The following is a 19,890-nucleotide window of genomic DNA, read 5'->3' as shown; positions in this document are numbered from 1 at the left end:
GCCCCGGCACGCGTCACACGCTGGCGAACAACACGCATGCGCTGCCTATTGCTATCGCAATGCCGTAAGGCATGGTCCCCGTCGCACTGCTTTCAGCCACACTGCCCGACCTGCGCAGCGCGCCGTTGCCCGGCGTCGCGCAGCTGATCAGCAATGCTGCCGCGCCGTGCAGTCCGGCGCGCATCTGGCGACGCCGGAACCATATTGCGAGCGACCCGATCGCACCGATCACACAGGCCGCCAAACCAATTTCGAGTGCGCCGTAAGCGCCGCAGAAAGCGCCGATCGCCGCCATCAGCTTCACGTCGCCTGCGCCCAGCAGCCGCATCGCGTAGCCCGGCAGGAAAATCACGCCGCCGGTCAGCATGCCGCCCATCCACAACTGCATTCCGTCGACGACACCGTGTGTGAACCATTGCACCGGAATCGCCACGATCAATCCTGTCGCCACCAGCCAGTTAGGAATCCGGCGCGTTTGCATATCCCACAGCGCGGCGATGAGTACCAGCATCATCACGCACGGTCCAACCGGAAAAGGAACCCCGTTCATTGCCTGCTCCGTTTCGAGGATCAAATTGCCCTTCTTTACTGGAGTCGTTTCTTTTAAGGGCGGGGCCGTCGCTACCCTGTCTCGAAGGACCGTCGAGCCAGGGCGGGCGATCGGCTTTTGCACCTGATGCTGCGCGGTGCGTCAGGCCGCGGCGGTGGCGAGCTTGTTCGAAATGGTCGTGAACACGGCCTTCAGGTTCGTGCCCATCGTCGTCACCGTCGCAATGATCGCCACTGCGATCAAGCCGGCCAACAGGCCGTATTCGATCGCCGCCACACCGTCTTCTTCGCGCAAAAACTTCTTGATCGTGTTCTTCATGCTAACCCCCGTAGAGTGAAAGTTGACTTCGGTTTATGCCGTCTGCAGCCGCCTGAAAACAGGTGCGCCGAAGCGGCGTTCATGCCCGTCACGAGGACGGAAAAAGTGGCGAGGCCAGCGCTTTACTTCGTCACGATCACGAGAGGCTGAATACCCCGTATCCATCGCCGTGTCGTTGTTTATCGACTTCCGTTTTCGCTGGCCCCGCCGCACCCCGCAAAACGCGCGGACCGCCCCGAACGCGATTTACGAAGACTTTTGTTGCTGCCGGAGTTCTGTTGCTGCTTTCCGTCTGCAACATGTTTTTTCGTCTTGTGACTCTCTATTTGCAACGGCTATGCCAACAAGCCTCAAAGCCTTGCTGGGCAACGATCGACGCTTCGGCGGAAGGGGCGGCAGGGAGTTCGCAGCGCGCGATGGTTCGGATTTGAGACACTGGAAAGCGAAGGAGCGGAACCCGCTTGCCGTGCTTCGCGCATTATTTCTGCAGGGCGGAAAACCGTAGGACCATTGGCAGGCAATGGTTCGACAAATACTTCGGTCAAAGATGCTGGCATTGAGCCGACAAAAGTAGGTTTTACTGAGCCCGTCCGGGATGTTGCAGGCGTGAGACGGATGGCCGAAGAACGACCCGGCGGCACGGCGGCGAAAAGCGATGTCTGCACACCTCACTATGTGGGCTAGCGCGCATTGCGCGATTGACGGTGGATCGCCCCGTCGTTCTCGCGTCTCGCCAAACCCATCGGGGTCGACGCAGGCGGCAACCGTTTTGGGGCGCCCCAAAACGGGCTTCGATTGCGTCCGGGCGACCCGCGGCGCCTTGTCAGTCGGGCCTGTCAGAGCGATTTAGGCCCGACTCGGCATCGCGGTTTCGCGAGCGCACCGAAAAAACATCGCTCATCTCACGCGCCAATACGGTCCGGATTGCGACGAAGGCGGATATGTCCGGTTTCGTTCAGCAATGCGAGCCGACCCACATAAGTCGGTGCGCCGGCGACGACCGTCGAAAAAACCTGCCGATGCGTTGAGGCCTTTGATACGCCACTTGTAACCGAGCGTAAAAGACACTGCCTACGCCGCGCGACCAGTGCGACCATGTCGCCGCTCCGTCTGCACCCCTCGCTCGGTTGGGGCGACGGGGAAGGCATTCCGGTTCAAACACCTCGTTACAAATCGACACTGAAAGCACTCAATTGGCGGTCAACACTGTGTGACGGCGGCGGCACCGCGCGCGCCATGCCCAACCGACGAAGACACTGCGAGACCGGAAACCGTCTGGGCTTCACGCAGCAACCATACAGAAGTCTTCCGTCATTTCACGTCAACTGATTGCGGTGAAAACATGCAGCAGACTTTCATACCGGTGCGACGCTTCAAAAAGAACACGGCCGGTCGCGACTTCGTCGTAGGCGATCTGCACGGCTGTTTCAGCCGGCTTGCGAAAGAGCTGGAGCTGCGCCGTTACGACCCGTCGCGCGACAGACTGTTTGCCGTCGGTGATCTGGTGGACCGGGGCATCGAATCGCCGGCCGTGCTCGAATTCGTGGATCGGTATCGCATTCAATCGGTGCGCGGCAATCATGAGGACACGATCGTTCGTTGGCATCGCTACGGCGGCAAGAACGCGTCGATTCGATCCACCGGCGGCGAGTGGCTGTTCGATATGGTCTACGACAAAGCGGCGCTGGACGACATCGTGACGTATATGGCGACCCTTCCCTACGCGATCGAAATCGAAACCGACGACGGCCTGGTCGGCATCGTGCACGCCAACGTCCCCATGCAATCGTGGCCGAAGATGGTGCAGGCGCTGGAACAGGAAGACCGCAACGGACCCGTGCGGCGCAAGGTGATCTGGGATCGCTCCCGCTGGATCGCTGGCAAGACAGCGGGCTTTGTGTCGATGCGCCGGGCCTTCGCGCAACTGTGCCAACGGTTTGCACCAGGATGGCCAGACCCCGGCAGCCGCATCGACGGCGTTGCCGCGGTGATCGTCGGGCATACGCCGGTGCGGGAGCCCATGGTTCGCGGCAACGTCATCAATGTCGATACGGGGCTCGTGTATGGCGGAGCGCTCACGCTGCTGCGTCTGGACGAGATCCCCATGCTGCTCAGCCGCGCGACTCGCGAACAACCGGCATTCGGCCGGTCGAAAGGATATCCGGCAGGTTCGGGCGCGTGATCGCGCGGGCAAAAGCGCTCGACGACAGCGCGTCGATACTCCCACACGTTTGCTGTATCGCCACGCACTCGATCTCCATCAGCGAGCCGCTTCGGCATTGTCGAAGTGCTGGGCGCCATACGCGCGCCGGATAGCCCTCATAGCCTGTACACCCGTTCCGCGTTGTCATGAAACAGCGCCGCCCGCTCGTCCGCCGCGAACTCCCGCGTAATCTCCTTGAAGGCGTTGAACACATCGTCATAGCTGCTGAACAGCTTGTCGACCGGAAAGTTGCTCGCGAACATGCAGCGCTTCACGCCGAATGCTTCGATTGCGTGCAGGACGAACGGACGGGTGCTGTCCACCGTCCACTTCCAGTCGCCCATACCCAGACCGGATATCTTGCAGAAAACGTTGTCCGCCGAAGCGAGCGAGGTCATGCTCTTTTTCCATGCCTCGATCTCTTCGGGCTGACGGTCGACCGGCATGCCGGTGTGGTTGAGCATCATCGGCGTATCGGGGAAGTCGCGCGCTAGCGCGAGCGCCTCTTCCATCTGCGTGTAATAGAGTTGCAGATCGAACGACAAGTCGTGCTCCTTGAGCAGCGCATAGCCGCGCCGCCATTGCGGATCGCTCATCAGATGCGGACTGTCGATAAACGTCTTCACCGGATCGCGATGGAAATTCAGGCATTGGCGAATGCCTCGCACATTCTTGTACTGACAGTGCTCTTCGATCACAGCCTGCGCGTTCGGCGAAGACAGATCGGCGAAACCGACAATGCCGTGCGGATAACCGTGCTTGTCCGCGACGCTCTGAAGCCATCGCGTTTCGGCCACCGGATCGTTGTGATCGTATTCGACCTGCAGATGAACCGTCTTCACCACATTCTGATTCTTGATATCGGCGAGAAAGTCATCGATCAGGTAGTCCTTGCGAATGGCCGAATAATCGCCGAACACGCGGTCGAGCATCGGGCCCTGTAGCCACGGATAGTTGCCGGTCTTCAGATCGTACAGATGATGATGCGGGTCGATGATAGGCAGATTGTCCACAGCGCCTCCTTTGAAGTTATACGACGCGCGGCGCTCGCGTCGAAACACCACTAAACGAACGGCCGCGCAATCAGGTCAACACCGTTTTTTCAGTACTTGCCCGCGGAAGGCGGATAGACACGCTTCACGGTGGCCTGCGCATCCGGCTGATCGATCGTTTCCTTCGTCACGAGCGGCTCCTTCAGCGCGAGTTCCTGCGTCGTCGGCTTATGATTCAGCGCATTGAACACCTGCGTGGTCGCGTCGATCCCTTGCCCGACCGCCTCCTGCAAAAAGATGCCCTGGATCGCGCCGTCGCGCAGCAGCTTGATTGTCGTCGGGCTGCCGTCGGCCGTGACGACCGCCACCTTGCCGACCGCACCGCGCGTTTGCAGCGCCTTGGCGGCGCCCGTCGCGGCTTCGTCGTACATGCCGTAGATGGCTTTCACATCGGGGTGAGCGGTCAGCACGTCGTTGGCCTGCTGCACCGCTTCGTTGACCGTGAGCCCGTGCGTCTCGAGCACCTGCACGAGATCGCAGCCATCGGCCTTGAACGACTCCTGCGCGCCCTTCATGTACTTCTGCGCATTCTCGCGATCCTGCGGCAGCGACAGCATCGCCACCTTGTTGCTGCCGCGATCCTTCGCGAGTTTGCAAACGTATGCGCCCTGAGCCTTGCCCGTATCGTAGTTATTCGCCGTGACGGCCGACGTATAGTCCGTCTGCCCCGCCTGCGGCCCGATGCCCGTGAAGGCGACCGGCACCGACTTCGACTTCAGAAGACGCAGCACGGGCGGCGTGCTGGTGGAACTGACCGGCCCGATCACGATGGCGTTGACGCCGCGCGTCATGGCCGTGCGCACGTTGTCCATCTGCTTGGCCGGCGAATTCTCCGAGGTGAACTCGACATAGTCCATGCCGAGTTCTTGCGCCCGTTGCTTGACGCCGTACGCGACCCACTGCCAGTACGAAATATCCAGCGACGGCGCGATATACGCGACCGTCTGCTTGTCCGCCGCGACCGCCATCTGCGATGCGAATGCCGCAGCGAGTGCGACGATCGACGCCACTGCGATCCGTGCAACCGGCTGCCTCGTGTATGCGCCGGCCGACCTGAATGTGCGCTTGTTCATGATGTGTCTCCTTCCAGATAGTTTTTGCGAACCCGTGCTCAACGCCGGGCTTTGGTAACGCGGTCCACGAGAACCGCGATGAGAATGACGACACCGGTCACGGTGCCTTGCCAGAAACTGTTCACGCCGATCAGATTCGCGCCGTTCTGAATGATCGTGATCATCAGCGCGCCGAGCAGCGCGCCGATGGCCGAACCGGTCCCGCCGAACAGGCTCGCGCCGCCGATCACCACGGCCGCGATGGCCTGCAGCATCAGGCTCGATCCCGCGGTGGCCTCGGCATTGCTGATGTACGACACACTGACGATGCTCGCGAACGAAGCCAGCAAACCCGAGAGCAGATACGCGCCGAGCCGCACGCGATTGACCGGAATCCCGATCACGCGCGCCGACGAACTGCTGCTGCCGATCGCATACAGCCAGCGGCCCGCCACCACCTTGCGCAAACAGAATTCGATCGCGACGAGCAGCAGCACGCACCACAGCGCATAGTTCGGCAGGCCGGGAATCAGCGTGCCGGAATCGAGCAGCCAATAGTCGGGGTTGGAGATCGGCAGCGAGTGGCCGTCGGTCACGATGAACGAGAGGCTGCCCGCAATCGCATACGTGCTGAGCGTCACGACGAACGGCGCGAGTCCGACGAAGGTCACGAGCGCACCGTTGAGCGCGCCGATGCCGACGCCGACCGCGAGTCCCGCGACACTGCTCGCCACCGCGCCATAGCCATGCGCCATGGCGAGGCCGGTCACCATGCCCGTCAAAGAAAACACCGAACCGACGGACAGGTCGATGCCGCCGGTAATGATCACGAGCAACACGCCGAATGCCATGATGACGAGCGGCGCGGCCGCCTGCGTCACGTTGGAAATATTGCCGCCCGACAGCGCCGCCGGTACGATCGTGCCCACCGCAAGTTCGATCACGATGATCGCAATGGCAATCGCAATTTCGGTGCGGTAGGCCGACAGCAAACGGCGTCCCGCGCTGCTGCGTTTTGGCTGCGCCTCCGCGATGGGATGAGTGGCTGATTTCATGGCTGTCTCCAGATTTAATGATGTTTTGGCGCGCGGCGGCGCTAACCGACGTTAGGCGGCCATACCCGTTGCGGCCGCGAGTTGTGTTTCGTTGACGTCGGCGTGACGCAGGACTTCGGTCGGCTTGCCGTCCAGATCGAACGCGAGCACGGTGTCGCACAGTTCGACCAGTTCGATATATTCGGTGGACCACCAGACGATCGTCGTACCCTGCTGGGCCATCTTGCGAATCAGCGCGTAGATTTCGCGCTTCGTGCGGATATCCACGCCGCGGGTCGGCTCTTCGAGCACCAGCAGCCTCGGCCGCAGCAATAGCCAACGGGCGATCAGCAGTTTCTGCTGCGTGCCGCCGCTGAGTGTGGCCGGCAAGTCCCACAGCGAGCCGGCGCGAATCTTCAGGGCGTCCAGCAACCGCGTGCTCTGCTCGATCTCTTCGCGCTTCACGACACTGCGCCGGTTGACGACGCGCGCCGCCGCGACGAGGTTGTCGACGATCGGCAACGTGGCGAGCACGCCCTTGTTCGAGCGGTCGCCCGAGACGAAGCCGACGCCGTCGCGCGCGCCTGCCGACGGATGCGAATAGCTGACACGAGCGCCGTCGCGCGTAATGGCCCACGAGCCGGCGGGCGCGATACCGGTCAGCGCATCGATCAACGAAGACGGGCCCACCGGCGCTCCGGCGAGGCCGACAATCGCGCCGGCCGGCACTTCGATCGCAACGCCGTCGCGTTCGATCCGCAATGCGCCCGCGTGAATGCGACCGCCGCCGTCACCGATGCCCTGGTCCCCTGCCGGGTGGGCCTGCCCCGATTCCGCCGACTCCGCGACGCGCGCGGCCGCGTCATCGACAACAACGCTCTGGCCCATGCATTCGATGATCTCGCGATCCGTGATCGCATCGAGCGCGACGCGATCGACGGCCGTCTTGCCGTCGCGGATGATCGTGCAGACATCGGCGATCTGGCGAATCTCGCGCATGCGGTGCGAAACGAACAGCACTGCGAGTCCCGTATCGGCAATGAGACGCCGTAGTACCGCGAACAGCCGGATGGTTTCCGCAGCGGTCAGATTGGCGGTCGGCTCGTCGAGCAGCAACAGCTTCGCGCCCGAACCGAGGGCGCGCGCGATCTCCACCAGTTGGCGCTCGTGCAAGGTCAGATCGCCGACCAGCCGGCCCGACGATTCACGCGCGAACTGCGGATCGATCAGCGACAGCGCTGCGACCGCAATGTCCATCGACGCGCGTTCGCTATATTTCGCGGCGCCGCGCCGCAGCCGCGGCATCGCGATGTTCTCGGCCACCGACAGATGCGGCAGCAACGCAAGTTCCTGATTGACGACCGCGATGGTGCCGGCGGCAACATGCCCGCCGACGGATGCACCGATTGCTTGCCCGTCGAATTCGAGCGTGCCGCCGTCGCGCTCGAACTGACCGGAGATGATCTTGATCAGCGTCGACTTGCCCGCGCCGTTGCCACCCAGGAAAGCATGCACTTCACCTGGGGCGATCGAAATATCGAAGCCCTTCAATACGCTGGTCGGTCCAAAGCTCTTGACGATCGCGCGCGCCGTCAACAAGTAACGCTGCTCAGCCATGTCCTTTCTCCTTTCGCGTTTTCCGCGCATCGCGCATGTTTTGCGAATGCGTAGTACGACAGTCGCCAGTACGCCGCATAGGCGCTAACCGGCGAAATGTCTTTACTCGATATGGAAGCGAACAGGACGAGAGCGCTGCGTGTGAGCGTGTGCTGATCGCGCGCTCACCGGGAAAGTCGGATAATCCATTACCGTCTCCTGCACAGTTGTTGCACTGCGCAACCTATGTTTATGATTTAGCCGCCTGGCGGCAGTGAAACTGCCGGGTTAGTACCGAGAGGACCCCATGCATCCCTGGCTGCGCGGCTTATCGACAGAATGGCAGTGCGAATGGCGTGCGAACAAGGCGGTTTCATTCAACTGCATCTGAAAAAAATTCCACTATGCGCATTCCACCGGTCAAGGCCATCGTCGCGTTCGAGAGCGTGGCCCGAACAAAAAGCGTTAACCGGGCCTCGGAAGAGCTCGGCCTGACCGCATCGGCGGTCAGTCATCAGATCAGCAACCTGGAGTCGGTAATCGGCCAGCCGCTCTTCTATCGCTCCGGCCGTGGGCTCGTCCTCACGCCGACCGGCGAGCGTTATCTGTCCGACGTGACGGGGTCGCTGGCGGATCTGAGCCGCGCCACTGAGCGCGCATCGAGCCGCACCGACGTCGATATCCTGCGCGTGCATTCGAGTCCCAGCTTCGGGCTCATGTGGCTGCTGCCGCGGCTTGCTTCGTTCCAGGAGGCCAATGGCGATATCCAGTTGAATCTCGCCTGCTCATATGAAGACGTCTCGTTTACCAGCGGTTATTACGACATCGATCTGCGCCACGGCTACGCGAACTGGCGTGACCTTGAAGTCAGAACGCTGCGCGGCGAGTTCATCGCGCCGCTCGCGTCGCCGCAATATCTGGCGAACAATCCGGTCAAGACGCCTGAAGATCTGCTGCAACATCGGCTGATCTACTCGGAGACACCGCTCGTGCAGTGGAAGCAGTGGTTCGGACGCACCGGCGTGTCGGCCGCCCATAAGACCTTCGACTTCTCTTTCGATCGCTCGTACATGTCGCTCGAAACGGCGGCGCTCGGCCTCGGCATCGCGCTCGAAAGCGTGATGCTCGCCTCGGTCCGGATCAAGGAAGGCGCGCTGGTGCCGGTCTTCGACGACACGCACGCCGTGGAGGTCGGCGCGCATCATCTGGTCTATCCGCCGCAAAACGCCGAACTGCCGCGCGTCACGCGCTTTATCGCGTGGATCGAGCGCGAGGTCGGGCGCATGGAGCGCAAAGCCTGAGAGCGGCTTCGATCCTTGCCAGGGTTTTCCAGCACCGCGCTCGCAAGACATTCCGAATGCGGCGTCGCACCATGCGGCATCTGCGTTTAAAGCAGCACGTCACCTGAAAATTTCTCAAACATAGTTGAGCAGTACGTCGTTGATGCGACCGGCCGCGCAGTAGACACTTCGGCCATCACATCAACACTCAGGAGACAATCATGCTGTTGGAGAACAAAGTCGTCATCGTGACCGGCGCCGCCTCACCGCGCGGAATCGGCAAGGCAACCGCTCAGGCACTCGCCGCTCAGGGCGCCCGCATCGTCATTCTCGATCTACGCGAAGAAGACGCGAAGCGCGCCGCCGCCGATCTCGGCGACGCGCATCTCGGCCTCGCCTGCGACGTCACCGACAAAGACGCGTGCGTCTCGGCCGCCAAAGCGACACTCGAGCGCTACGGCCGCATCGACGGCCTCATCAACAACGCCGGCATCACGCAGCCGGTGCGCACGCTGGATATCACCGCCGAAGGCTTCAACGCTGTCGTCGACGTCAATCTGCGCGGCACGCTCTACATGTCGCAAGCCGTGCTGCCGGCCATGAAAGAGCAGAAAGGCGGCAGCATCGTGTGCATGTCGTCGGTCTCCGCGCAACGCGGCGGCGGCATCTTCGGCGGCCCGCACTACAGCGCGGCGAAAGCCGGCGTGCTCGGTCTCTCGCGCGCAATGGCCCGCGAGTTCGGCGGCGACAGCATTCGCGTGAACTCGATCACACCCGGCCTGATTCAAACCGATATCACCGGCGACAAGCTCACCGCGGAGATGCGCGTCGACATCATCAAGGGCATTCCGCTCGGTCGGCTCGGCAACGCGAGCGACGTGGCGAACGCGTGCCTGTTCCTCGTCAGCGATCTGTCGACCTATCTCACGGGCATCACCCTCGACGTGAACGGCGGCATGCTGATTCATTGATTGACAGCGACGCGTTGCTGCTCGCGAGGAGCGGCAACATGACCGGCATCCGGGCCAACCCGGAGCCATGGAAGGAGACGCACATGAAACCGAAATACCCCGCGGCATCCCTTGCCGCCGACGTGCTGCCGCAAACGGACTCGACAAGCTTCGAGTCGAAGACCTACGCGAAAGTCAGCCGTCGCCTGATCCCATTCCTGATGCTGTGTTATCTCGGCGCTTATCTCGACCGCGTCAACGTCGGCTTCGCGAAGCTGCAGATGCTCAACGATCTGCGCTTCAGCGAAACCGTGTATGGCATGGGCGCGGGAATTTTCTTTCTCGGCTATTTCCTATTCGAGGTGCCGAGCAACCTGGTGCTGCATCGCGTCGGCGCGCGCAAGTGGCTCGCGCGGATCATGCTGACGTGGGCGGTGATCTCCGCTTCGTTCATCTTCGTGAAGTCGCCTACAACCTTCTATGTGCTGCGCTTTCTGCTCGGCGTCGCGGAAGCGGGCTTCGCACCCGGTGTGATTCTCTACCTGACTTACTGGTTTCCCGCTGCGCGCCGCGCCAAAGCGCTGTCGCTGTTCTTCATGGCGATTCCGCTGGCCGGCATTATCGGCGGCCCGCTGTCGGGCTGGATCATGCACTCGCTGCAAGGCGCGATGAACATGGCCGGCTGGAAGTGGCTGTTCCTGCTGGAAGCCGTGCCTTCGCTCGTGCTCGGCGTCGCCATCCTGCTCTATCTCGACGACGGCATCACGAAAGCGAAGTGGCTGACGGACTCCGAAAAGACGCTGCTCGCCCGCAACGTGGCCGGCGACAACGCGCATAAGATCGCCCACGTCTCGGTCAAATCGTTCATCGGCGACCGCCGCTTGTGGCTGATGGCGGCCATCTACTTCTGCGTGGTGCTCGGTCAATATGGCCTGACGTTCTGGCTGCCGACCATCATCCGCAAATCGGGTGTGGCCGACCCGCTGTGGATCGGCGTGTTCACCGCGATTCCTTATCTGTGCGCCATCATCGCGCTGCCGCTGGTCGGCATGAGTGCGGACCGTCATCGTGAACGCCGTCTGCATCTGGCGATTCCGATGCTGATCGCCGCAGCGGGCTTCATTCTGCTGCCGGCCATCGGCAGTGTGCCGGCCTCCATCGTTTGTCTGAGCATCGCCGCGGCCGGCATTCTCGCGTCGTCTTCACAGTTCTGGTCGTTGCCGACCGCGTTGCTCGGCGGCATGTCGGCCGCGGCTGGGATCGCGGCGGTGAACTGCGTCGCCAATCTTGCAGGCTTCTTTTCTCCGGCGATTGTCGGCTGGCTCAACGACCTGACAGGCAAATCGACCGCCGGGCTGATCTTTATCTCGGTGGCCGTCACGTTCGGCGCCTGCCTCGTGTTTCTGGTGCCCGCGAAGTCCGTGAACCGCTGAACCCTTCTTACTCTTTACGACTGATCACAGGAGACAACATGAACAGTCCAGAACGCGTGCCGACGGCAACCCTTGCCGAACACGCATACCGTATCCGTAGAAACGCATTGTTGATGGGTGAGGTCCAGGGCCAGGGTTATATCGGTCAGGCGCTCGACATCGCCGATGTTCTCGCAGTCGCTTACTTCGGCGCGATGCGCTACCGGCCGGAAGATCCCGATTGGGAAGAGCGCGACCGCTTCCTGCTGTCGAACGGGCATTACGCGATCGCGCTGTATGCGGCGCTTTTCGAAGCTGGCATTCTGCCCGCCGAGGAACTCGAAACCTACGGCAGCGACGACAGCCGCCTGCCCATGTCGGGCATGGCGAGTTACACGCCCGGCATGGAGATGTCCGGCGGCTCGCTCGGCCAGGGCTTGACGATCGCGGTGGGCCGCTGCCTCGGGTTGAAGCGCAAAGGGTCGAAGTCGTTCGTGTACACGCTGTTCTCCGACGGCGAACTTGACGAAGGCGCGATCTGGGAAGGCTTGATGTCCGCGAGTCACTGGAAGCTCGACAATCTGATCGCCGTGGTCGACGTGAACAACCAGCAGGCCGATGGCCCGTCGACGCAGATCATGGCGTTCGAGCCGCTCGTCGAAAAACTCGAGTCGTTCGGCTGGTTCACGCAACGCGTGGACGGCAACGATATCGCCGCGGTGGCGGCCGCGTTCGATGCGGCGCGCGCGCATCCTGAGGTGCAGCCGCGCATCATCGTCGCCGACACGCGCATGGGCTGCGGCGTGCCGTTCCTCGAACAACGCGAGAAGAACCACTTTATCCGCGTCGATGCCGATGAATGGCAATTGGCGCTGGAAGCACTCAAAGAAGGGAGACAAGCATGAGCAACGCAACCGCGAGCAAGCCGCGCCTGAAGACCTCCGCGATGATCGCCTCGATCGCGGGCGAAGGACAGGTCACGCGGTCCGCACCCTTCGGCCACGCGCTGGTCGAACTGGCGCGGCAAAAGCAGAACGTGATCGGCATGACGGCCGACCTCGGCAAATACACCGACTTGCACATCTTCGCGAAGGAGTTTCCGGAGCGTTTCTACCAGATGGGCATGGCCGAGCAATTGCTGATGGGCGCGGCATCGGGATTCGCGCATGAAGGCGCACAGCCTTTCGTCACCACGTATGCGGTATTCGCCACGCGCCGCGCGTACGACTTCATGCATCAGACGATCGCCGAAGACAATCTCGACGTGAAGATCGTCTGCGCTCTGCCGGGCCTGACAACCGGCTACGGTCCGAGCCACCAGGCCGCGGAAGATCTCGCCTTAATGCGCGCCATGCCGAACATGACCGTGATCGATCCGTGCGATGCGCTCGACATCGAGCAGATGGTGCCCGCGATCGCCGCACATAAGGGCCCCGTCTATGCCCGCCTGCTGCGCGGCAATGTGCCGGCCGTACTCGACGAATACGACTACACCTTCGAACTGGGCAAAGCCAAGCTGCTGCGCGACGGCGCCGAAGTACTGGTCATCTCGTCGGGCATCATGACCATGCGCGCACTCGAAGTGGCGAAGGCATTGGAAAGCGACCGGATCGGCGTCGCCGTGCTGCATGTGCCGACGATCAAGCCACTCGACACGGAAACGATCGTGCGCGAAGCGAAGCGCTCCGGACGTCTCGTGGTGGTCGCCGAGAACCACACGGTGATCGGCGGTCTGGGCGAAGCGGTCGCGGCCGAACTGATGCGCGCGGGCGTGGCGTGTCATTTCCGGCAAGTGGGACTGCCCGATGCGTTCCTCGACGCCGGCGCGTTGCCGACGCTGCACGACCGCTACGGCATTTCGACCGCCACGATGTCCGAGGCGATCAAGGGCTGGTTGAACTGAGCGTGTCTTGATGGACGACGCGGGCATGCAGCCGGCGTCGCCTAATCGGCACGGCACGGCGCGGCCGCGCGCACCGGCTCGTCCAGCAGCGCCGCACCGATTATCACCAACCCACTTCAGCCCGCGGCGATCACATCGGTCCGCAAAGCCTCTCCGCCCGCGGCAATCGCGAGCAGGATATCGACGTTCGGATGCGCGCCCGGACGGTGACGCGCATCGGCCGTGTGCTCGGCGAACACGATGAGACCATGCTCGGCCGCTTTGGCGTCGAGCGTGCCGAAGGTCTGCTGCAGATAGTGGTACACCGCCAGCGAGCCCTGCTTGCCCGGCTTGTTCTCGATGCTGGCCACCACGGCGCCCTTGCCGTCCACCAGATCGATACGCGCGATTGCGTCGATGCCCGGCATCTGCGCGAGGTTGTCCTTGAATACGTTGCCCGGTTGAATCATTGAAACCACTCCCTGTTTTCGAAAAATTGCGGCGCGGGCCGTATCTTATCCGATAGGGGGGCATGCCATGCCTTAGCGCACGGCCGTCACGGCGTCCAGCGATACACCACGATGCTCGATCCGTTGTAGTTGTCTTTCGTGATCACATACTCGCCCGCTGCCCTCAGATATGCGCGCAGGCCGTACATCGAATCGACGTCGTTGCCGACATCCACGGTCGCGGGACTCGAATTGATCAGCGTGGTGACGAGCTGGCCGGTCGTGAGATTGAAAGCGTCGATATTGGGCACCGTGTGCACGTAGCCGACGAACAGATAATTGCCCGCCGCCGTGATCGACTTGGGATTGGCACTGGTGAGCGTGATCACCGGATCGGGCCGCGTGGTGTTGCCCGCGCTCCAGCCGTGATAGACCTCGATGCGCGACTGCATGGCGGTCCAGTCCCAGCTTCCGGCAATGCCCTGCGCAAGGATCATGGTGTCGCTCTCCGCAAGGTAGAGGATGCGCGTGAGCGGCCGGATGCTCTGCGGAATGGAAATCGTAACCGCCGGTCCCCATGACGGCTTGCCATTGCCGTCGAAGCCGGCGAGCGGATAGTGATAGATGTGATTGGTCCGGTCCAGCCCGGCCCACACATCGCCCCGGCTGTCGATGCAAAAGCCGCCCGTGACCTGCAGGTTCGTATTGAACGCCGTCCCCGGAATCGACGCGTCCGGAATCGCTATGTATCCGCTCGCCGGGTTGAAATGAAAAAAGTTGAAGATACCCGGGTTCTGCCCGGACGCCACCAGAATCCGGTTGCCACCGACCGTGACGAGCTGGCCGAAGTGTTGGCCGCGTTGCGTGTCGTTCATGTTCAGACGCGGATCGGACGGATACGTGAACGGATCGACCGTGTTCGCGACGAAGCTGCCGCCCGCCGTGCCGGTGTAAATGTGCGTGCCGCTATAGAAGTAGGCCGCGTCCGTCGATGGGTCCGGCGCGGCGATCGCTTCGAAATTGAGCGCCTGTAATTTCCATTCGAGGTTGCCGGCGCTGTCGTACGCGTGAAGGTCGGTAGCGCCGTTGCGGCCGAGATCCCAGCCGCCGCCCCACGGATTGTTCAACACGTACAGGTTGCCGGCGGCGTCCTTGCCGATGCCCGCCACGCGTGTGAAGCGCTTGTCGCCCACCTGCCCTTTGATGCCGCTGGTAGTGTCGAGATAGCCGCCCTGAACGCCGAATGTGCCGGCAAGCGTCGGCGTACCCGCGATCGTATAGCGCTTGATGTTCATGTCCGGCCCCTGGTCGCCGACCATGAGTTGCCCGGACGCGGCATCGAAATACAACGCGGACGGCCGCGACGCCGTCGGCATCTGAATCGTATTCAGCAGCGCGCCGGCCGGACTGAATTCGACGATCGTGCCCGCGCTCTGCTGCGCGACCCACAGATTGCCGACGCTATCCAGCGCCAACGCGCCGGGAGCCGATACCTTGATGTCCTGCTGCCAGACGCCGTCAGTCGTGAAGACGCGCACGCGATTGCCGTAGAAGTCGCTGGCATACAGCAATGAGCCCGCAGTTGCAAGTCCGGTGATGACATCGGCATGCGGTATCGACGTCCACACGCTGACGGGAATGATCAGGTCGCGCGTCTGCGTGGCGCGGTTGTAGCGCCCTACCGAGCCGCTGCCGAACGACCTGTTGTATTGCAACGCTGCGAAGATCGACGTGGCATCGCCGGTAATCGCGCTGCCCTGGAAGTCGGCGTGCGTGCCGATCGAGCCGAGGCTCCGGCCGTTCTGATAGACCGCGACGCCGCCCTCGTTCTCGTCCCACAATGAAGCCGTGTAGATCACGCCTTCGGGCGCGACCCACAGCGAACGCGCGGTGTTGCCCACATGCGTGGCGAGTGTGCCGAACGTATTGCCCAGCCAGTCGGTGGTGTATTGCGCGTAACTGAGCGGCGCGAACATGAAGGTTGCCGCGCATAGAAGCGCGGCAAGGACGCGATGCTTGATCATGAGTGTTGCTCCCCGAACAATCGTTCCTCGACAATGTACCTCGCCAGATATGAAAGCTTGGTGTTTGGTATGAAGAAACGTTCCGGGCCCCGTGGTTAAACCATGCAGCGTGCATGTAAACGGAGAGCAGCTGCCCGCTGGCAAGCGGCACACCCCTATTTTTCGCACTTTACCGACCACTAAACTCAGGCGCACAATCTCTGCGGACAAGACGGTCCGCCGTCCTCTCCGATCATTCGGACCGTTCGCGCCAATGCGGCATCCGGCCGCGAGTTCACCCCGGCGCGCAACGCGCGCCCTCCATTCGGAACGCTCCATGGGCAATAAATCGTCAAGCAGACCCGAAGACCTGGTGGCGGGCGGCAGCCGTCATCATCAGATTTTTCCAAGGCTCAATGAAAAGCAGTTTGCGGTGCTCGAGCGATATGGCGAACGCCGGCGGCTGAAAGCGGGCGACGTTCTGTTCACCGAAGGCGAACGGCACATTCCCATGTTCACCATCGTCTCCGGCACGATCGAAGCGTCGCGAGGCGCCGGGGACAAGCATCACGTTCTCGGCACGCACGGCCCCGGCAGCTTCACCGGCGAAGTGGGAACGCTCGCGGGCCGCGGCGCGGTCGCGACGGCACGCGCCACCAGCGATTGCGAAGTGATCGTGATTGACGAGGAATCGCTGCGGGCGCTCGTCGTCGCGGAAGCAGAGTTGAGCGAGACGATCATGCGCGCCTATATCCTGCGGCGCGTCGCGTTCATTCAGGATCAGCACGGCGGCACGCTGGTGATCGGCAGTTCGGCTTCGTGGAGTACGCTCGTGCTGCGGCATTTCCTGAGCCGCAACGCGCAGCCTTTCGCCTACTTCGATATCGTCGAGCACGAGGAAGCCAAAGGGCTGCTCGAGCGTTACGACGCAACCGAAGCCGACATACCGGTGATCGTCACCGGGCAAGGCAACGTGCTGAAGCAGCCGACCAACCGCGCGGTGGCCGATGCGATCGGACTGAGCCCCGACCGGCTGAACGGCGAGCGGTTCGACGTGGTCGTGGTCGGCGCGGGACCGGGAGGCCTCGCGGCCGCGGTGTACGCGGCGTCCGAAGGGCTACGAGTTGCGGTGGTCGACACCAAGGCGCCAGGCGGCCAGGCCGGCACCAGTTCGAAAATCGAAAATTACTTCGGATTCCCGACCGGCATTTCAGGGCAGGCGCTCGCCGGCCGTGGCTTGTCTCAATGCCGCAAGTTCGGCGCGGAAGTCGGCGTACCCATCGAAGTACTCGGCATCGAATGTGAGAACGCGCCGCCCTTTCACCTGCGCCTCAATTACGGCGAACACGTCTATGCCAGCGCGGTCGTCATCGCAACCGGCGCGCGGTATCGGAAACCGCTGCTGCCGCGCCTCGAAGAATTCGAGGGGAGCGGCATCTACTACAGCGCGACCTATATGGAAGCCGCGTTCTGCAACAACCAGGAATTGATCATCGTCGGCGGGGGAAATTCGGCTGGGCAGGCCGCTGTGTTTCTGTCGGGATTCGCGCGTCACGTGCATATCGTGATTCGCGGCGACGGACTCAGCGCGAGCATGTCGAACTATCTGATCCGACGCATTGAAGCCGCGGCGAACATCAGCGTTCATGTGCGCACGCAGATCGTCGAACTGAACGGCGAGACACAACTCGAATCGATCAAGTGGGACAATCAAGGCCGCATCGAGGAGAAACCGATCCGCCATGTGTTCCTGTTTCTCGGCGCGCAGCCGAGCACCGGCTGGCTAGGTGATTGCGTCGCGCTCGACAAACACGGCTTCGTGCTCACCGGTCCCGATGCAATGCCGCAGTGGTCGTCGGACCGGCCGCCGCATTATCTGGAGACCAGCCGGCCCGGCATCTTCGCCGTGGGCGACGTGCGTAGCGGGTCGGTCAAGCGGGTCGCCGCCGCCGTCGGCGAAGGAGCGGCCGCGATTCAGTCGTTGCATCAATATCTGGCGCTGATCCGCTGAGGTCGGGCGCCAGATGATTCGCGACGGCCGCTACGCGTTGCGCAGGTTCCTCAACGTCAAGCGTGCTTCCAGACCGCCGCCGGAACGGTTGTGCAGCGTGAGGGTCGCGTCCATTGCCATGGCCAGTTGCCGCGCGATGGCGAGGCCGAGCCCCGTGCCGCCGGTATCGCGATTGCGTGACGCTTCGAGCCGGTAGAACGGCTCGAACACCGCTTCCAGCGACTCCGCCGGTATGCCGGGGCCGCGGTCGAGTACGGCGATCGCTGTCTCTCCGCTCGGCAAACTGGCCGCCGTGATCTCGGCCGCGCCGCTGAATTTCAGCGCGTTGTCCACCAGGTTGCCGAGTATGCGGCGCAAGGCTTGCGGACGCGTCACCAGCGAATCGCCGAGCCGCCCTTCCAGGCTGACCGCCTGGCCGGCGTCGACATAGTCGCAGACGAGACTGTCGAGCAGTGCGTCGGGATCCACACGGCGCGGCACTTCAGTCGCGCCGTGCAGCGTGCGCGCGTACGTCACGCCCTCCTTCACCAGGCTTTCCATTTCCTGCAAATCCTGGCGCAGCTTCGCGCCCTGCACGTCGTCGTCCATCACGTCGACGCGCAGGCGCATGCGTGTGATCGGCGTTTGCAGGTCGTGCGAAATCGCAGCCAGAATCTGCATGCGTTCGGTCATATAGGTGGCGATGCGATCCTGCATCGCGTTGAAGGCGCGCGCGGCGCGCGACACTTCCGACGGCCCGTCCTCCGGCAGGCGCGCCGCCTTCAAGTCCGGGCCGAGCGTATCAGCCGCGAGCGCCAGCTGATGCAATGGACGCGTGGCGAGCCGCACCGCCAGCCAGCAACACGCCACGAGCACCGCCAGTTGCAACGCCAGCACGAGCGGCAGCCAGCGCGACAGCGGCGCGCCCGACATAGGGCGCATATCGATTGTCAGCGGCGTGCCGTCGCTCAATTGCAGATGAACCTGCAAGCGCTCCTTGTCGCCGGGAACGGCATTCACCGTGAGCGGATAGCGCGTGCCGATGCCGTCCGCGATGGACTGCGCCACACGCTCGGACAGATGCGCATCGATCGGGCTGCCGGCAATGCCCGGCCCCAGGATGAATTCGTAGCTACGCCGCGCGAGCCGTGGCAACCACTGCGCGCGTTCGTTCGGCGGCAGATGATCGAGCAGTGCCACCGAGCTGCTCACTTCGCGCTCGATGTAACCCATCATCACGTTGGTCATGGTCTGGTCGCGCTCGGTCAGCGTGAGCCAGAACGACAAGGTCTGCGCCAGCGCGAGGCCGACGAACAGAATCAGCGCGAGCCGCGCGAACAGCGTGCGCGGCCAGTGCAGCCACGACCAGCGGTTCATTGCGGATCCCCGATGGCCGTCACCGCCGCGGAAAACACGTAACCCTCGCTGCGCAGCGTCTTGATGTAACGCGGCTCGCGCGCGACATCGCGCAAGCGTTGACGCAGACGGCTCACCATCAGATCGATCGAACGGTCGAACTGATCGGCCTGGCGGCCCTGCGTGAGATTGAGCAGTTGATCGCGCGTCAGCACGCGCTGCGGATGATCGAGAAACACGCGCAGCAAGCGGTACTCGGCGCCGCTCAGCGCGACCATGGTGCCTTCGGCATCCAGCAGATGACGCGCGGTGGTGTCGAGGCGCCAGTCGCCGAACGCCAGCATCGGCGCCGATTCGGTCACCTGCATGCCGGGCGGCAGCATGCGCGCGCGCCGCAGCACGGCGCGGATACGCGCGAGCAACTCGCGCACGGCGAAAGGCTTGGGCAGATAGTCGTCCGCGCCCATTTCCAGTCCGACGATGCGGTCCGCCTCTTCGTTGCGCGCCGTCAGCATCAGCACCGGCACAGCACGGAATTTGCCGGCGCGCAGTTCGCGGCACAGCACCAGACCGTCCTCGCCGGGCATCATCAGATCCAGCACGATCAGATCGGGCGCGCCCTGCTCCAGCGCCGCGCGCATCTGGCGCCCGTTCGCCGCGAGCGACACGCGCATGCCGTTCTTCTCGAGATAACCGGCCAGCAATTCGCGGATGCCGCGGTCGTCGTCGACAATCAGTACGTGATCGATGGTTTCCATCAATG

General features: G+C 62.9%; 17 protein-coding genes. 7 read left to right on the top strand and 10 right to left on the bottom strand.

What is annotated here, in order from left to right:
• Positions 1-13: 13 nt before the first annotated feature.
• Positions 14-550, bottom strand: a complete 537-nt coding sequence (locus B0G81_RS06820; RefSeq protein ID WP_134133971.1) for a prepilin peptidase — start codon at positions 548-550, stop codon at positions 14-16.
• A 141-nt stretch (positions 551-691) separates the two neighbouring features.
• Positions 692-868 (bottom strand): Flp family type IVb pilin, encoded by a 177-nt coding sequence (locus tag B0G81_RS06815; RefSeq protein ID WP_134133970.1) that lies wholly within the window; start codon positions 866-868, stop codon positions 692-694.
• Between the two features lie 1,342 nt (positions 869-2,210).
• Between B0G81_RS06815 and B0G81_RS06810 the strand changes: the two genes are divergently transcribed.
• Complete coding sequence (locus tag B0G81_RS06810; RefSeq protein WP_134133969.1) at positions 2,211-3,050, top strand: metallophosphoesterase; 840 nt, start codon at positions 2,211-2,213, stop codon at positions 3,048-3,050.
• A gap of 137 nt (positions 3,051-3,187) precedes the next feature.
• Here the strand turns inward: B0G81_RS06810 and B0G81_RS06805 are convergent, their stop codons facing one another.
• The 4 genes from B0G81_RS06805 to B0G81_RS06790 all read right to left on the bottom strand — a co-directional run bounded on the left by B0G81_RS06805 (position 3,188) and on the right by B0G81_RS06790 (position 7,826).
• A complete protein-coding gene (locus tag B0G81_RS06805; RefSeq protein WP_208328598.1) occupies positions 3,188-4,075 on the bottom strand; it encodes an amidohydrolase in 888 nt (295 codons plus the stop codon).
• 98 nt (positions 4,076-4,173) lie between these two features.
• Positions 4,174-5,196, bottom strand: coding sequence for a substrate-binding domain-containing protein (locus B0G81_RS06800; protein ID WP_134133967.1), 1,023 nt, complete (start codon positions 5,194-5,196; stop codon positions 4,174-4,176).
• A 38-nt stretch (positions 5,197-5,234) separates the two neighbouring features.
• Positions 5,235-6,230 carry an ABC transporter permease gene (locus B0G81_RS06795; RefSeq protein WP_116145583.1) on the bottom strand — a complete coding sequence of 332 codons (996 nt, stop codon included), beginning with the start codon at positions 6,228-6,230 and terminating at the stop codon, positions 5,235-5,237.
• Between the two features lie 51 nt (positions 6,231-6,281).
• Positions 6,282-7,826, bottom strand: coding sequence for a sugar ABC transporter ATP-binding protein (locus tag B0G81_RS06790; protein ID WP_134133966.1), 1,545 nt, complete (start codon positions 7,824-7,826; stop codon positions 6,282-6,284).
• 383 nt (positions 7,827-8,209) lie between these two features.
• Here B0G81_RS06790 and B0G81_RS06785 point away from each other — a divergent pair, with 383 nt between their 5' ends.
• The 5 genes from B0G81_RS06785 to B0G81_RS06765 all read left to right on the top strand — a co-directional run bounded on the left by B0G81_RS06785 (position 8,210) and on the right by B0G81_RS06765 (position 13,350).
• The gene (locus B0G81_RS06785; protein WP_116145586.1) at positions 8,210-9,106 is read left to right on the top strand and encodes a LysR substrate-binding domain-containing protein; all 897 of its coding nucleotides are present in this window, start codon (positions 8,210-8,212) and stop codon (positions 9,104-9,106) included.
• Positions 9,107-9,306: 200 nt separating this feature from the next.
• The gene (locus B0G81_RS06780; RefSeq protein ID WP_106277337.1) at positions 9,307-10,056 is read left to right on the top strand and encodes an SDR family NAD(P)-dependent oxidoreductase; all 750 of its coding nucleotides are present in this window, start codon (positions 9,307-9,309) and stop codon (positions 10,054-10,056) included.
• An 83-nt stretch (positions 10,057-10,139) separates the two neighbouring features.
• Positions 10,140-11,468: an MFS transporter gene (locus tag B0G81_RS06775; protein WP_134133965.1), complete on the top strand. Its 1,329-nt coding sequence runs from the start codon at positions 10,140-10,142 to the stop codon at positions 11,466-11,468.
• Between the two features lie 38 nt (positions 11,469-11,506).
• Entirely contained in the window at positions 11,507-12,352 is an 846-nt protein-coding gene (locus B0G81_RS06770; protein ID WP_134133964.1) for a transketolase, read from the top strand.
• Positions 12,349-13,350, top strand: coding sequence for a transketolase family protein (locus B0G81_RS06765; protein ID WP_106277333.1), 1,002 nt, complete (start codon positions 12,349-12,351; stop codon positions 13,348-13,350). The genes B0G81_RS06770 and B0G81_RS06765 overlap by 4 nt, the downstream gene beginning before the upstream one ends.
• Before the next feature lie 116 nt (positions 13,351-13,466).
• Here B0G81_RS06765 and B0G81_RS06760 read toward each other — a convergent pair whose 3' ends face one another.
• Positions 13,467-13,799, bottom strand: coding sequence for a DUF2322 family protein (locus B0G81_RS06760; RefSeq protein ID WP_134133963.1), 333 nt, complete (start codon positions 13,797-13,799; stop codon positions 13,467-13,469).
• Positions 13,800-13,885: 86 nt separating this feature from the next.
• Complete coding sequence (locus B0G81_RS06755; RefSeq protein WP_134133962.1) at positions 13,886-15,802, bottom strand: SMP-30/gluconolactonase/LRE family protein; 1,917 nt, start codon at positions 15,800-15,802, stop codon at positions 13,886-13,888.
• Positions 15,803-16,118: 316 nt separating this feature from the next.
• Between B0G81_RS06755 and B0G81_RS06750 the strand changes: the two genes are divergently transcribed.
• Complete coding sequence (locus B0G81_RS06750; RefSeq protein WP_134133961.1) at positions 16,119-17,792, top strand: cyclic nucleotide-binding domain-containing thioredoxin-disulfide reductase; 1,674 nt, start codon at positions 16,119-16,121, stop codon at positions 17,790-17,792.
• A 30-nt stretch (positions 17,793-17,822) separates the two neighbouring features.
• Here the strand turns inward: B0G81_RS06750 and B0G81_RS06745 are convergent, their stop codons facing one another.
• Positions 17,823-19,148, bottom strand: coding sequence for an ATP-binding protein (locus B0G81_RS06745; protein ID WP_134133960.1), 1,326 nt, complete (start codon positions 19,146-19,148; stop codon positions 17,823-17,825).
• Positions 19,145-19,885 carry a response regulator gene (locus B0G81_RS06740; protein ID WP_012426490.1) on the bottom strand — a complete coding sequence of 247 codons (741 nt, stop codon included), beginning with the start codon at positions 19,883-19,885 and terminating at the stop codon, positions 19,145-19,147. Before B0G81_RS06740 ends, B0G81_RS06745 begins: the two co-directional genes overlap by 4 nt.
• Positions 19,886-19,890 lie beyond the last annotated feature (5 nt).

This window comes from Paraburkholderia sp. BL6665CI2N2, assembly GCF_004366535.1.
In the GTDB taxonomy this organism is placed as follows: Bacteria; Pseudomonadota; Gammaproteobacteria; order Burkholderiales; family Burkholderiaceae; genus Paraburkholderia.
Note: the sequence above shows the minus strand (reverse complement) of the source record. Positions and strands in the feature narration are given on the sequence as shown.

What these genes read in the sequence shown, in the direction of transcription:
- B0G81_RS06820 (WP_134133971.1), bottom strand. Translation starts at nt 550, where the DNA reads ATGAACGGGGTTCCTTTTCCGGTTGGACCGTGCGTGATGATGCTGGTA.
- B0G81_RS06815 (WP_134133970.1), bottom strand. Translation starts at nt 868, where the DNA reads ATGAAGAACACGATCAAGAAGTTTTTGCGCGAAGAAGACGGTGTGGCG.
- B0G81_RS06810 (WP_134133969.1), top strand. Translation starts at nt 2,211, where the DNA reads ATGCAGCAGACTTTCATACCGGTGCGACGCTTCAAAAAGAACACGGCC.
- B0G81_RS06800 (WP_134133967.1), bottom strand. Translation starts at nt 5,196, where the DNA reads ATGAACAAGCGCACATTCAGGTCGGCCGGCGCATACACGAGGCAGCCG.
- B0G81_RS06795 (WP_116145583.1), bottom strand. Translation starts at nt 6,230, where the DNA reads ATGAAATCAGCCACTCATCCCATCGCGGAGGCGCAGCCAAAACGCAGC.
- B0G81_RS06790 (WP_134133966.1), bottom strand. Translation starts at nt 7,826, where the DNA reads ATGGCTGAGCAGCGTTACTTGTTGACGGCGCGCGCGATCGTCAAGAGC.
- B0G81_RS06785 (WP_116145586.1), top strand. Translation starts at nt 8,210, where the DNA reads ATGCGCATTCCACCGGTCAAGGCCATCGTCGCGTTCGAGAGCGTGGCC.
- B0G81_RS06780 (WP_106277337.1), top strand. Translation starts at nt 9,307, where the DNA reads ATGCTGTTGGAGAACAAAGTCGTCATCGTGACCGGCGCCGCCTCACCG.
- B0G81_RS06775 (WP_134133965.1), top strand. Translation starts at nt 10,140, where the DNA reads ATGAAACCGAAATACCCCGCGGCATCCCTTGCCGCCGACGTGCTGCCG.
- B0G81_RS06770 (WP_134133964.1), top strand. Translation starts at nt 11,507, where the DNA reads ATGAACAGTCCAGAACGCGTGCCGACGGCAACCCTTGCCGAACACGCA.
- B0G81_RS06765 (WP_106277333.1), top strand. Translation starts at nt 12,349, where the DNA reads ATGAGCAACGCAACCGCGAGCAAGCCGCGCCTGAAGACCTCCGCGATG.
- B0G81_RS06760 (WP_134133963.1), bottom strand. Translation starts at nt 13,799, where the DNA reads ATGATTCAACCGGGCAACGTATTCAAGGACAACCTCGCGCAGATGCCG.
- B0G81_RS06755 (WP_134133962.1), bottom strand. Translation starts at nt 15,802, where the DNA reads ATGATCAAGCATCGCGTCCTTGCCGCGCTTCTATGCGCGGCAACCTTC.
- B0G81_RS06750 (WP_134133961.1), top strand. Translation starts at nt 16,119, where the DNA reads ATGGGCAATAAATCGTCAAGCAGACCCGAAGACCTGGTGGCGGGCGGC.
- B0G81_RS06745 (WP_134133960.1), bottom strand. Translation starts at nt 19,148, where the DNA reads ATGAACCGCTGGTCGTGGCTGCACTGGCCGCGCACGCTGTTCGCGCGG.
- B0G81_RS06740 (WP_012426490.1), bottom strand. Translation starts at nt 19,885, where the DNA reads ATGGAAACCATCGATCACGTACTGATTGTCGACGACGACCGCGGCATC.